12 protein-coding genes are annotated in these 13881 nt (G+C 44.5%); 2 read left to right on the top strand and 10 right to left on the bottom strand.

All coding sequences use genetic code 11. The features are described from left to right. Nucleotides 1-406 precede the first annotated feature (406 nt). Complete coding sequence (locus AB5170_RS07465) at nt 407-1549, top strand: site-specific integrase (RefSeq protein WP_195699153.1); 1143 nt, start codon at nt 407-409, stop codon at nt 1547-1549. Between the two features lie 341 nt (nt 1550-1890). Here AB5170_RS07465 and AB5170_RS07460 read toward each other — a convergent pair whose 3' ends face one another. The 3 genes from AB5170_RS07460 to AB5170_RS07450 form a co-directional block, all read right to left on the bottom strand. After that, on the bottom strand, nt 1891-2079 hold the full coding sequence (locus AB5170_RS07460) for a hypothetical protein (RefSeq protein WP_294429476.1): 189 nt from the start codon (nt 2077-2079) through the stop codon (nt 1891-1893). A gap of 28 nt (nt 2080-2107) precedes the next feature. Then, nucleotides 2108-2524 (bottom strand): hypothetical protein, encoded by a 417-nt coding sequence (locus AB5170_RS07455; RefSeq protein WP_368361755.1) that lies wholly within the window; start codon nt 2522-2524, stop codon nt 2108-2110. A 178-nt stretch (nt 2525-2702) separates the two neighbouring features. After that, a complete protein-coding gene (locus AB5170_RS07450) occupies nt 2703-4349 on the bottom strand; it encodes an LCP family protein (protein ID WP_294429479.1) in 1647 nt (548 codons plus the stop codon). A gap of 226 nt (nt 4350-4575) precedes the next feature. On the opposite strand from AB5170_RS07450, the gene AB5170_RS07445 reads away from it, so the two are divergent. Beyond that, nucleotides 4576-5457 (top strand): homocysteine S-methyltransferase family protein, encoded by an 882-nt coding sequence (locus AB5170_RS07445; RefSeq protein WP_294429481.1) that lies wholly within the window; start codon nt 4576-4578, stop codon nt 5455-5457. A 140-nt stretch (nt 5458-5597) separates the two neighbouring features. Here AB5170_RS07445 and AB5170_RS07440 read toward each other — a convergent pair whose 3' ends face one another. The 7 genes from AB5170_RS07440 to potA form a co-directional block, all read right to left on the bottom strand. Next, the gene (locus AB5170_RS07440) at nt 5598-6905 is read right to left on the bottom strand and encodes a DUF362 domain-containing protein (RefSeq protein ID WP_368361754.1); all 1308 of its coding nucleotides are present in this window, start codon (nt 6903-6905) and stop codon (nt 5598-5600) included. Between the two features lie 90 nt (nt 6906-6995). Beyond that, nucleotides 6996-8696 (bottom strand): phosphoenolpyruvate--protein phosphotransferase, encoded by a 1701-nt coding sequence (ptsP, locus tag AB5170_RS07435; RefSeq protein WP_368361753.1) that lies wholly within the window; start codon nt 8694-8696, stop codon nt 6996-6998. 25 nt (nt 8697-8721) lie between these two features. After that, nucleotides 8722-8937: a hypothetical protein gene (locus AB5170_RS07430; protein ID WP_118578947.1), complete on the bottom strand. Its 216-nt coding sequence runs from the start codon at nt 8935-8937 to the stop codon at nt 8722-8724. 41 nt (nt 8938-8978) lie between these two features. Then, nucleotides 8979-10007 (bottom strand): spermidine/putrescine ABC transporter substrate-binding protein, encoded by a 1029-nt coding sequence (locus tag AB5170_RS07425; protein WP_173716826.1) that lies wholly within the window; start codon nt 10005-10007, stop codon nt 8979-8981. A 73-nt stretch (nt 10008-10080) separates the two neighbouring features. Further along, nucleotides 10081-11928, bottom strand: a complete 1848-nt coding sequence (locus tag AB5170_RS07420; protein WP_195478415.1) for an extracellular solute-binding protein — start codon at nt 11926-11928, stop codon at nt 10081-10083. A 9-nt stretch (nt 11929-11937) separates the two neighbouring features. After that, nucleotides 11938-12759 (bottom strand): ABC transporter permease, encoded by an 822-nt coding sequence (locus tag AB5170_RS07415; protein WP_148461825.1) that lies wholly within the window; start codon nt 12757-12759, stop codon nt 11938-11940. Further along, nucleotides 12759-13802: a spermidine/putrescine ABC transporter ATP-binding protein gene (gene potA, locus AB5170_RS07410; RefSeq protein WP_148461826.1), complete on the bottom strand. Its 1044-nt coding sequence runs from the start codon at nt 13800-13802 to the stop codon at nt 12759-12761. Before potA ends, AB5170_RS07415 begins: the two co-directional genes overlap by 1 nt. Nucleotides 13803-13881 lie beyond the last annotated feature (79 nt).

The raw sequence follows: 13881 nt of genomic DNA, 5'->3' as shown, positions 1-13881 counted from the left end.
CACGAAACAAAATCAAAAGACTTAGATATAGACTATACTCCGCCAAAACCAAAGAAGCCCCGCATTCCACCAATGAACCACCCCTGGCGTCGTCAACAGTTTGGAAAATTTGTCAAACAGCAAGAACACCACCAGAATGATCAAGATACAAAAATTGCCTGAGGAATGAAGCACATCAATATAACAAGCCCCAGCAAAAAGCCGGGGCTAATACTTCAATTATTTTAGGACATTTTCAAAAACGCTTGACACCAATTATAGCGACTATAGACTCTTTTTGTCGAATTATACCATAATTTATTCCAAATTCACCTTTTTCCCATTAGTTTTTCAAAGGGATTTTTTCGATATAAAATAATTGCGTGGTCAAATAATTGGTACATACTTATAGAATAAGGAGGCAGCTATGTGCAGAAAAGGTGAAAACATACGCAAACGCAAGGATGGGCGCTGGGAAGCCCGTTATATCAAATACCGCGATCCGGAGGGAAAAATCCACTACGGTTCCCTCTATGGCAAAACATATGGCGAAGTAAAGGACAAACGAAACAAAAAAATTGCAGAAGTGCCAGGCTATGGACATCTGGTGCGAAATCCTGGCATTTTAAATTACCAGGCTATCTTCGAAACAGCCGCAGAACATTGGAAGCAGGAAATCCGCTATACCATCAAGGACAGTACTTTTTCCAATTATGAAGCAATCCTGAAGAACCAGCTTCTTCCGGAGCTTGGCAGCACCCAGATACGGAAAATCAGCAATTCTCAGATCACGCAGCTTATTCATAAGAAAAAAGAGCTGGCATTGTCTGCAGGAACCATTCATGTAATTTTAAGCGTACTCCGCAGCATTTTGAACTTTGCAGCAAAGGGAGGCGTCTATACCAGTGAACCAATCCGCTACCCCCATTTGGCTGGCACCAGCCAGGAGGTGCAGATTATGAAGCTTGCAAACTATAACCAGCTGGAGAAATTTCTTATTGACAATATCAGCGATTTCCATTTCGGTCTGCTGCTTTGCATGCATACCGGCATCCGTGTAGGCGAACTCAGCGGCCTGCGCTGGGAAGATGTGGATTTCACCCAGCACAAAATCCGCATACAGCGTACTGTGATCCGCATCAAAAATCTAGATCAGACCGCTAATCCGGACACTGGAAAAATTCCAAAAACCATTCTGTATATCGGTCCGCCGAAGACAGAGCATTCCAACAGGGAAATTCCATTGCCAGACAAGCTGCTGTTTTATGCGAAACGTTTTCGCAAAGATGGCTCCGCATATATTTTGTCTGGAACTGCCAGATGCATGGAGCCACGGGTAATCCAGCGCAGATATGCAGCACTGCTGAAAACATGTGGAATTCCCCCTATTAAAATCCACGCTCTCCGGCATCAGTTTTCCTGTCGCTGGGTGGAACATGGCTTCGATACCAAGTCCCTGTCCGAAATACTTGGACATACTTCCGTGCGAACCACACTGGATCTGTATGTGCATATCCAAGCGGAAACGAAGCGACAGTATATGAATCAGATGATGGAGCAGGCAATATAACAGAATAAACAATTTCAGAAAAGGCAGTTATGCCAGAGAACTCTCTTTTGAGAGGTCTCTGGTGTGACTGTCTTTTTTTACTGTCTGGAAAAGGTGACCGGATACTGAAAAATTTCAATTTCTAAAATAAGGGGTCTTTATTCATGGTCGATAGTCCAAATTGTACTGATTTTCTGTGCGTTTGCAGCGCAAATACGCATTACTGAAATAATGCGACTTGGAGGTCATCTTCTTTTATTGTTTCCGGTTGGGTGGTGGGTTATGCAAATTTGCTTTTAAACTACCCATTTAACATAGTTAGGGCCGGGAACGATCAGGTAAGTGATGTCCCGGCCAGTTTTTTATTTTATTCCAAGTTCTTTCATGAGTTTTTCACCATACTTTTCATTTCTACACACTTGCAGGAATTCAGAAGTTCTATTTGCAAAATGAAATTTCACATATAACACAGTCATCCTATTCTGGGCTTCTTCAATTCCCATTTTATGTCCTCTGGATTCTCCAATTCTAATTCCATCATCCATCATCATTTGTTCTAATCTCGTCAAAACCATTACCTTATCTAATGCCAAGTTCTTTCATAAGATTATCACGGTAATCAGCATCTTTCGCAGCACGCAAACAATCATCAACTCGATTTGCGGTCAACAAAACATTTATCAAAGAATTCATTTTCTTCTGATTTTCTGCAATTCCTTCTTCACGTCCACGCAACTCTCCAATTCTAATCCCATCGTCCATTATCATCTGTCCCAGTCTCGTCATAACCATCGCCTCCTTAATCTCATCAAGCTCTATTCCATCCAGAAATTTATCTGCCAGAGTATACAACATAGCCATCACTTTATCCGCCATATCATTATGCTCTTCTTTCGCTATTAGAATTCCTTCTTTAATCTTATCCTTACAGCTCATCTGGCCACCCATAAGTGGTGTCATACTAAGCTGTGCGATGTCATCTTCTGTAAAATCCAAGAATGTAAACTCAGATTCACCCGCCTTTCCTTCTTCTATATCAACATTTTATCACAATGTAATATAAAAATCATCTTAAAAGTTTATAAATTCATCAAAAAAAGAAGCAAACCACGTTATATAATGATTTGCTTCTTTCTATATTTAGATTCCTCTCACCAGAGGAATCTCATTCTCTTTACTGCTGTGTAGTAGTATCAGCTGTGCCTTCGGTTGTAGTTCCGTCTGCTGCAGTGGTATCTGTCGCAGCCTGTGTCTCGGCTGCTACTGTACCTGGCTCGGTCACAGTTTCTGTGGAGGTGCTGTCAGTGCTTGTGCTTCCACTAACCGGTGAATCAGCCTCCTCCTGCGTTACCACCTCGCCGTTGCGAACCTTTTCCATAAGGCTCTTAGCCTTATCAACAGTGTTATAATCCGGAACCATAACATATGCCTTCTGGCTCATGGAATATGGCTTCTCAGTAGCACCGGTACCATTTACACTGTAGGAAACGATTGTCCAGTCGCCGCCGTTGGTAAGCTGCTGCTGAAGGATCTGTGCGATCTCTTCATATGTGATGTTAGTACCGAAGCATCCATCCAGACTGGAAAGAATGGAGGAATAGCTGGTAAGGATTTCCGGAGAAAGTGCCTTCTTCACAACACCACGGATAACCTCCATCTGGTTCTTACCACGCTGGCGGTCACCCTCCTGGAATGCGTAACGCTCTCTTGCAAAGATAAGCGCCTGCTCACCATTCACATAATTCTCACCCTTGTTAAAATGATAACCCAGAATATTCTTGGAATCAAAATCATAATCTGAATTAACGGTAATTCCGCCAAGTGCATCGATTACCTTCACAAATCCACCGAAGTTAATTCGGAAGTAATAATTAATGTCAATATCATACAGCATTCCCAGAGTATCCATACACACATCGATTCCATAAATACCGGCATGTGTCAGCTTATCCGGTGCACCTCCGGAAATAGAAAGCGGTACAAAGTAATCACGAGGTGTGGAAACCAGCAGGATCTCATGTGTATCTGTATTCACAGTGGCAATAATATTTACATCGCTTCGGCTCTTAGCTGTCATCTCACCTCTGGTATCAATACCACTGAGATAGATGGTGTAAACCTTACCGCCATTAGCAGTGGTGATCGGCTCTATAGGAGCGGACTCCTCTGCAGACTGAATTGTGGATTCAACATCTACCGTTCCAACCTCTTTTATCTTGGTGCTGAAATCTGTATATCCGTCCATATCCTCGTATACACTGAGATATCCGCTGTTCAGCAGCATGGCATTTACTTCACCGTTCAGGATTCCGTCAGCAAGCTCTGTCAGACCTGCGTATTCCTTAGTCTGTACTTCTGTACCAAACTGACTGTTCAGATGTGCTACAGCGCCATCTGTGTTCTCACGGTCAAGTGAGGAAAGAATACCATAAGTATATCCGGCAGTTGCTTCTACAGAATCAGCGGCATCATCGCTCTTTACGTAAACAGCCATCTGTGTGACCTCTGTAGTCTCACCGGAAATATTGCTGATGGCGGATCTTGTCTTATTAATATAGAAACCGCCGAATGCCAGAATGGCAATCATGATCACTGCCAAAACAGTTCCGCCAATAAAGCGGCCTGTGTATCTGGTATGCCATACCAGCAGCCAGATAATGGCTGCGATCACCGCAAGTACAATGCCGATGATCAGCATATAAATGGTCGGGATCATCTTGGTCATTGCCAGAAGTCCCATAAAAACAACAGAAAGCATAATGACGATGATGGTGATCACCGCGCCTGGTATCCAGTCGTTTCTTCTTCTCCTTCTACTCATCTTTTAGCTCCTTTTTTATTTCTTTTGTCATTAAGGGCTGCTGCTTACTTTATAGCCAGCCCATCAAAAGCATATCTTATATTTTATACGCTGACAACTGGAAAATCAAGTTAAATAGTGTTATAATACGAAAGATTTATAAAAAATTTTTTATGAAAACATTATAGCATGTTATGCAAATATCTTTTGAATGCGGTATTCTGCCAATTTAAGGAGGAATTACAATATGACAAAACAAGAGTTTCAGGAACTGACACAGAATATTGTTCTTCTGGACGGCGCTACAGGTTCCAACCTGATGGCTGCCGGCATGCCGAAGGGGGTATGCACAGAGGAATGGGTGCTGGCGCATAAGGATGTGATCCAGAATCTTCAGAGAGCTTATATCGAAGCGGGAAGCAATATTATCTACGCTCCTACTTTTGGCGGCAACCGTGTAAGCCTTACCATGCATGGTCTGCAGGACCGTATGGAGGAGATCAACCGCATTCTGGTTTCCTATTCAAGAGAAGTCGCTGATGCGGCAGACCATAAGGTTTACGTTGCTGCGGATATTACCACCAGTGGTAAAATGATGGCTCCTGCCGGGGAGATGACCTATGAGGCAGCTTTCGAAATGTATCAGGAGCAGATTGAAATTCTGAAGGATTCCGGCGTGGATCTGATCGTTGCTGAGACCATGATCAATATTGAAGAGACTCTGGCAGCTGTGGATGCGGCTTCTACAGTTTGCGAGCTGCCGATTATGTGTACCATGACGGTAGATGCAGATGGAAGTATTTTCAGCGGTGGAAATGCTATCGAGGCTGCAGTTTCCCTGGAGGCTGCAGGTGCAGATGCTGTGGGCGTGAACTGCTCTGTTGGTCCCGATCAGCTGGTTTCTGTTATCCGCAATATTAAGGAAAATGTCTCCATCCCGGTCATTGCCAAGCCGAATGCCGGTATGCCGTTCATTGATGATAATGGAAACGCCGTTTATTCCATGAAAGCGCCGGATTTTGCCAGACATGTGAAAGCTCTGATTGATGCAGGTGCCGGTATTGTAGGGGGCTGCTGCGGTACCACACCGGAATATATCAGGGAAGTAGCGAAGATGATCGGACGATAAAATACATAAGCCACTGTAGAACGTCACAACTTAGTTGACGCTCGGTAGTGGCTTTTCTTCTTTATCTCCGAAATTACTCTGATGTTTCTCCGATATTTTCTCCGATGTTTCTCCGATATTCCCTTCAGAGTATTTTACACTCACTTCACCTTAATCGCTTTCTTCGGGCACATTTCCTGACAGCAAAAGCATCGAATACACTTCTTATAATCATAAACAGGCGGATTATTTTTGCCATTTTGAAAATCTACCGCCTTGCCAGGCACAGGGCAGCTGTTTACACAGATTCCACAACGGATACATTTGTCAGGCTCAATGTATGGTTTCTTCTGGAAAATATTCAGAGCCTTGGCAAGCTTTGTCCAGACATTGTTTCGTACTTTCGTGCGGTCTACGTTGAAATTGGGATTGCCGTATTTTTCTATTAAGGCTTCCATCGAAATTACATTACAAACCACATCAATACCAATCTGCTTTTTATCTACAGAGACATTTGCATTCTGGTGTTGCTTCTCTCTCCCAGTTATTTCACTTCCTTCATCACGCACTGCTGATGCCGAAGGATTCTCCTCAACTACCACAACCTCAATATTTTCTTCCCTGCAATTTCCCAGTCCCATCTTCTCTCCATGGTAATTGGTAGGAACCATCTCCGGTTTCAGATAAACCAGTCTTGCAAACACACTGTCCAGTGCCACCGGATCTGTGGACATCAGAATCAGGTTCATGGCTACCGGATCTCCGGAGCCCGGTCCATTTCCCTCCATTGCAGTAATTCCATCCATAATATAAAATCTTGGCTTCACATACTGGTTCAGATCAATAAGCATCCGGGCGAAGCTGTCCGCACTGGGGTATTTGGTATGACCAATGGCCTTATTTTTCCCATATACAAATCCATAGCTGTTTTTCACTGCTCCTGTAATTCGCTCCAGAGCGTGGGTTTTCATTTTGGAAAGAGAAATCACACACTCTGCTTCCAGCAGTTCTTTCGGAAGGATAAATTCTTTCGCCTGGACACCATCCGGATTTTCCACACGCACGCCTTTCGTATAATCAATAGCCGGAATCTGGTATTTTTCCAGATAAGTGTCCATTCCGGTGCCCTGGATCACCTGTTTCGTAGTTCCGTGGCCACAGGAATCTGCAAGCACAATATTCTTATAACCTTCCTCACGTAGAATCCTGGCAAAGGCACCCACCACAACCGGATGCGTGATGACCGCTTTCTCCACTTCTGCTTTTTTCAAAAGGTTAGGCTTCAAAAGGATTTTTTCTTCTTTATTTATAAGGTTGTCCAGACCTCCCAGCTGAGACAGACCATTTTTCATAAGTGTATAAATTCGTTCTTCGTCGTAAGCTTCACAGGGAAGCACAATTACTTTGCTTTTTGTGTTCATGTTTCTACCCATATTTTCAAACATACAGCCTGTAATCTGTATCTGCATGTCTGGTGCTCTCGTTTTATTTTGTAATTATTCTGCAATTCTTCACACATACATGCACGCCTCAATACAGTCGCAGAAGATAAGCTAAGATCACATTTCTGCGATGCAAACCGCCCTCAGTGCCTTCCTCACTGGTAATATACATGCCGGTACCACAGACAATGCATCTACCCCCATCTGCAAAAATGTCTCCGTCAATCTGGTATCTGCCGCCAGTTCCCCACAGAGACATACTTTGCAATTCTGCGCGTGTCCTGCATCTACAATCATCTTTATCATTTTCAAAATTGCAGGATGATGATCATCATATTTCTTCTGTAAAAGCGGATTCTGACGATCCATGGCCAAGGTGTACTGAGTCAGGTCATTGGTTCCGATTCCCAGAAAATTCACCCGCTTCGCCAGTTCTTCCCCGATCATCACTGCTGCCGGAGTCTCCATCATAATTCCAGTCCGGATTTCCTTAAATGGTACACCTGCTGCCTTCAGCTCTTCTTTTACTTCCGTCACCAGAGCTTCAACCTCATCCATTTCCTCTTCCGAACAGATCATAGGGTACATCATCCCCAGATTGCCATACCAGCTCGCACGGTAAATGGCACGGATCTGGGTTTTAAACAGGTTCTTCCGATCCAGACTGAGACGGATTCCCCGATTACCCATAAGAGGGTTGGTTTCTACCGGAATTTCAAGATAGGAAGCCTGCTTATCAGCCCCGAGATCGGCGGTGCGGATAACTACCAGGCGGTCGCCCATAGTCTCAGCAGTTTTCTTATATGCCTGAAAAAGTTCTTCTTCCCCGGGATAATTCTCCCTGCCAAGATACTGGAACTCGCTTCGTAGCAGTCCGATTCCCTTTGCCCCATAATAAAGGGCGCTGTTTAAATCATCCAGACTGCCAATATTCGCGTAGATTCCCACTTCACGTCCATCTTTCGTAATATCGCCCTTGTCTTTCAGCTTCAAAAGGGATTCCCGCTCTACCAGATCTGCTTTTCGGCGAATCTCGTATTCTTTTCGTACCTCATTATCCGGTTCCAGATAGATGGTTCCCGTATATCCGTCAATAATGGCAATGCTGTCTTCCCACTCTTCTTCTGACTGTGGAATCCCAATACCTGTAACACAGGGAATATCCATATTTTTCGCAAGGATCGCAGCGTGAGAGGTAGCAGAACCTTTGCGGGTGACAATACCCAGAAGCTTCTCCTTATCCATTTCCATCAGTTCTGCAAGAGAAAGGGCATCTGCTGCCAGAATGATTGGTTCCTCTCCCAGATCAATTTTGTTCTCATCTTCCCCGAGAATTTCCAGAAGGAGACTGGAGATGCGGCTTACATTGTGGATTCGTTCCTTTATGGTCGGATCGTTCAGCCTGGAAAAAGTACTCTGCATCTCATCTCTTGTGGTCTGCACTGCATAAGCAGCAGTCACCTTTTCCCCTGTGATCATACTCTGTACCGCACGGAGAAAGCTGCCAGAGCCCAGAAGCTCTGCCTGCTCCAGGATCTGGTTTGTTCCATTTTCCCCATTCACTTTCACAATTCTATCCAAAGGTTGGGGTTCCATATCCAATTCAGGATCAGCTGTGTCCATTTGCTTTTCTGACATTCTGTCATACTCTTCCTTCAAGGTCTGCATCACATGCCGACGAGCCACATCAAAATTCTTCAGTTCCTTTTTTACATCATCTGCCTGATGCTGTCGGATCTGATATTCACCTTTCCGATAAAACCTGATTTTCCCAATGGCAATCCCCGCAAAGGCGGAAGCTCCCTTGTATATTTCCATTTTGTTTCTCCTCTAAAAAACTCATTTATTTCTGTAAATAATAATCACACACTGGCGAAACTTTGTCAATATCAGTGTTGTTTTCTCTGGCCCCGGAAACATATATGTGCAAGCATTCTCCACCTCCAGCGACCTCTCTCCTTTCTCCGCAGTGCAATCCTGCCCGGTAGGACTTTTCTATTACATAAAAAAAGAGCCTGCACAGTGATTTATCCGTTTTTCTCCCGAATGGTTCACTCACAGGCTCTTTCCTGATGTTATCCTTTTACTGAATTAATTCAATTAATCGCAGGCAGCCTTAAACTCAGTCCAGTTCTTATTATACTGTTCCTCAGCTTCCTGACTTACATTCTTAATACTCTCACCGCTTGTTACACTGTCCGGAACCACCAGGCTCTCGTCTACCAGCTCGTCTGCTGCCTTGTTGGTGCAGTAGTAACCGATATAATTGAAGCACTGTGCAGCAACCTCCGGTCTTAAAATGTAATCTACAAACTGGTAAGCTGCATCTGCATTGGGAGCCTCGCTTGGAATAAACATTCCCATAACACCGAAGCCAAGACCTTCCTCCGGATAAACCACTTTCAGATCCGGGTTCTCTGCCAGAGCTGCAGTTACCTGGGAGGTGTAAAGGAACGCTACAGAAGCCTCTCCGTTCAGCAGTGCATTCTGGGTGTTGTCATCCTGGATCATACGCACATTGGGTGCCAGCTCTACCAGCTTTTCACCAGCTTCTGCAATGGCATCCACATCTTCTTCATTCATACTCTTACCCATGGTGAGAAGAGTAATGCCGTTGATCACACGGTAGTTGCCAATCAGCGCTATGCTGTCCTCCAGAGACGGATCCCACAGATCAGAATAGCCCTTAATGTCAAGATCAACCTCCTCCGGATCGTATACGATCAGCGGAATACCTGCACCATATGGTACGGTGTACTCGTCCTTCTCATCATAAAACTGTCCCTGATAAAGAGGATTGATGTTTCCCCAATTGGAGATTTTGTCTTTGTCAAGCTTGGTGGCAAGACCCTCTTCCACGATTTTCTCGAGAATGTAGTCATCTGCGATTACCACATCATAGTCTCCGCCTTTTGCCATGGAAACTTTCTCCAGCATGGTTTCGTCAGTGTCAAAGTTGGAATATACGATCTTACAGCCGGTTTCTTCCTCAAATCCGTCCAGAACCTCCTGCGGGAACATTCCTTCCCAGGTATAAAGGACCAGCTCGGAGTCAGCTGCGTATACAGGTGACAGGCTGCCACAGATTGCTGCTGCAGCAAGAATTACCGCAAATACCTTTTTCTTCATAATCATTCTCCTCTTCTTCAAAAACACAGCCGGCTTCTGCCAGCCACGTTTCCGTTTTTATAAATTTCCATGTTTACTCTGCCTTGATCTTCGTCCACAGCTCCGCATATTTCTGCTTGATCTTCGGTTCCTGATAACGGAAGATCTCACTGTTTGGATTTTCGAAATCCGGAATGTAGGAGGAAACGCCCTCATACTCTCCGGTGATCATGGTTTCGTAAACACTCTTTACAGGAGAAGTATAACCTACTTCTTCCGTGTTGGAAAGAGCAGATTCTTCATTTAGCATAAAATTAATAAACTGATGGGCAAGCTCTGTCTCATTGCAGTCCCTTGTGATAACCATTGCATCATACCAGTTGTTGGTTCCCTGACTCGGTGTGAAGTAATCCATATTCGGATTTTCGCTTATAATATAAGAAGCATCTCCGGAATAAACAACTGCCATAGCCTTGTTTCCGGAAATCATATTGTCAATGACGTCATCACCTGCGTAAATCGGGTCCATGGTATTTCTCTGGTCAACCAGCCACTGGTAAGCTTCCTGAATCTGATTCTCATCTGTAGTATTCATGGAATATCCAAGAGCCTTCAGTGCTATCATAAAGGAATCCCGCTCAGAATCATACATGTAAATATTTCCTTTATATTTGGTATCCCTGAGAAGATCCCAGCCCTCCTGAAGATCTGCCGGATCAACCACAGTCGTATCATAAAGAATACCAACCGTTCCCCAGAAGTACGGGCAGGAATAACGATTTCCCGGATCATAACTTTTATTCATGACCTCATCCATCAGGCTGCCCTTATTCGGGATCAGATCCCAGTCAATATACTGTAAGTAATCCTCTTTAATCAGACGCTCGATCATGTAATCCGAAGGGATCAGCACGTCATAGGACTCACCGCCGGAAAGCTTGGTGTACATCATTTCGTTGGATTCGAAAGTTTCGTAAACTACAGTACAATTATATTCCTGCTCAAACTGTGTCAGAAGATCCAGATCCATATATTCTCCTGCATTATAAACCTTCAGGACATGGTTCTCCGCTGCACCGCCTCCGCACTTGATCAGTCCGAAGCCAAGAGCGAAAACCAGCAGAAGGGCGATCACACGCTGAATCTTTTTCGCATGCTTGCTGGCATGCTTTTCCAGGAGCTTTGGAAGCACGTTGGCAAAAACCATGACAAGCACAATGACCAGGATTACAATTGTAGACAGGGCGTTGATGGTAGGGTTGATTCGCTTGGTCATATTATAGACCACAATGGAAATATTCTTGACACCGTTTCCGGATACAAAGTACGAAATTACGAAATCGTCAAAGGACATGGTAAACGCCAGCAGCGCACCGGCGAAAATGCCATCCTTGATCATGGGCACGATTACCTTGGTCAATGCCTGGAACGGAGTTGCTCCAAGGTCCATGGCTGCATTTGCCAGGTTCGGATCAAGGCTTCGCACCTTGGGATAAACACTGGTGATCACATATGGCGTACAAAAAGAAATGTGCGCCAGCAGCATGGTAAAGTACCCTTTCCGGAAGCCCAGTGATGAAAACAGAAGCATCAGTCCGATTGCGGTAACAATATCCGGGTTCAAAATGGGCAGGTTGTTGATATTTAAAAGTGTTTCCTTTAACACCTTCCTGGACTTGGAAAGACCAATTGCAGTGATGGTTCCCAGCACTGTGGAGATCACAGTTGCCAGGATGGCGATGGTCACAGACACGTAAACCGCTTTGCTGACTTCTGTATTATGCAGCAGCTCTGTATACCATCTCATGGAAAATCCCGTAAACCTGGTCAGGGATTTGGAGGAATTAAAGGAAAAAATCATGGTCACCAGGATTGGCAGGTAAAAGAATACCAGACAGATGGCCACATAAAATCTCTGAAAAAAGCTTGTTTTTTTCTGCATGATATCCTCCTATTCTCCTTTTTCCTTGTCCATCCGCTTCATCAGACTCATGGAGATCAAAATAATCACCGCCAGAATCATGGAAATGGCACTTCCGAAATTCCAGTCTCCAACTGAGATAAACTGGGACTCGATCAGGTTTCCGATAAGCATGTACTGTCCGCCTCCCAGAAGCTTCGGGATAACGAAGGAGGAAATGGCAAGAAGGAAAACCATCATAATACCATTTACCACCCCTGGCAGGGACAGCTTCCAGATTACCTTCCAGAAGGTCTGGAAACGGTTGGCTCCCAGATCGTAGGCTGCCTCAATCAGGGATTTATCCATTTTATTTAAGGATGTATGGATAGGAATGATCATAAAGGGCATAAAGTTGCAGATCAGGCCTACCATTACGGAAAAATCCGTATACATCATACTGATAGGTCCCAGTCCGATTTTTGCCAGAAGGTTATTGATGATTCCGTTATCTGCAAGAAGATTCATCCACGCATAAGTACGAAGAAGCATGTTGATCCACATTGGAATGGTTACCAGCATAATGAGAAGTCCCTGGACTTTCTCAGAGCATCTCGCAATGATCAGGGCAAGGGGATAGCCAAGCACCAGACAGATAAAGGTGGTGAGAAGTCCCAGCCAGAAGGATTTCAGGATCACATTCAGGTAGGTAGCTTCCAGGAATTTGGCAAAATTCCCCCAGGTAAAGGAAAGTGTCATTACTTCATTTCCTTCTGTGGTGAACGCATACAGGGCAATGAGAAACAGTGGGATCACAAGGATAACAATTGCCCAGATAAAGTAAGGAATGATCAGGCGCTTAAACTGTTTCATCAATAAGCTCCCATTCTGTACATGACGTGAATGTCTTCCGGTCCGAATTTCAGTCCTACCTGGCGGCCCACTTCCGCATAATCGGTGGTCTGAACTTTATAGGTGCGCAGTTCTGTTTCTACGAGAATTTCGTAATGAACTCCCTTGAAGGTGACGTTTCGGACAACACCGTTGATTTTCGCCTGAGATGGTTCCACAATGTCAAGATCCTCAGGACGAAGCACAACCTCAATTTCTTCATTATCCTCAAAGCCTTTGTCCACGCATTCGAATTCAAATCCGTCGAACTGAACCAGATAATCTCTGATCATAATTCCTTCTATAATATTGGACTCTCCAATGAAGCTTGCTACGAAACGGTTTTCGGGCTCGTTGTAAATATCGGTAGGAGAACCGATCTGCTGAATTTCACCGTTATTCATAACGACCACAGTATCAGACATGGAAAGGGCTTCCTCCTGGTCATGGGTAACGTAAATGAAGGTAATTCCAACCTCCTGCTGGATCTTTTTCAGCTCAATCTGCATCTGTTTTCGTATTTTCGCATCCAGGGCGCCAAGAGGCTCGTCAAGAAGAAGGATTTTCGGCTCATTTACCAGCGCGCGGGCAATGGCAACTCGCTGCTGCTGTCCGCCGGAGAGCAGGGTGACATCTCTTTTTTCGAAACCCTCCAGACCTACCATTTTCAGCATTCTGGTGACTTTCTGGGCAATCACGTCCTTGTCCACTTTTTTCAGATTCAGACCGAATCCAATATTCTCTGCCACATTCAGATGGGGAAAAAGGGCATATTTCTGGAAAACGGTATTTACCTCTCTCTTATATGGAGGCAGCTTGGAAATCTCAATTCCGTTAAACAATACTTCGCCGCCGCTTGGCTCCTCGAAGCCTGCAATAATACGAAGGGTTGTGGTCTTTCCACAGCCACTTGGTCCCAGAAGGGTGAGAAACTCGTTCTCATAGATGTCCAGATTGATTCCGCGGAGAACCTGCTGGTCATCAAAATTTTTTGTGAGGTTTTTCAACTCTATGAGTTTGTTCATTCGTGTGCTCCTTTCCGTCCCTAAGTGGAAATATCCATATATTTCCTCATGCCGTGAAAAAACCGGCTTTTATCAGGTG

Source organism: Ruminococcus sp. RTP21484sp1_RTP21281st1_A8_RTP21281_210402 (genome assembly GCF_040914025.1).
Lineage (GTDB): Bacteria > Bacillota > Clostridia > Lachnospirales > Lachnospiraceae > Blautia_A > Blautia_A faecis.
This window is presented reverse-complemented; position numbering and strand designations above follow the sequence as displayed.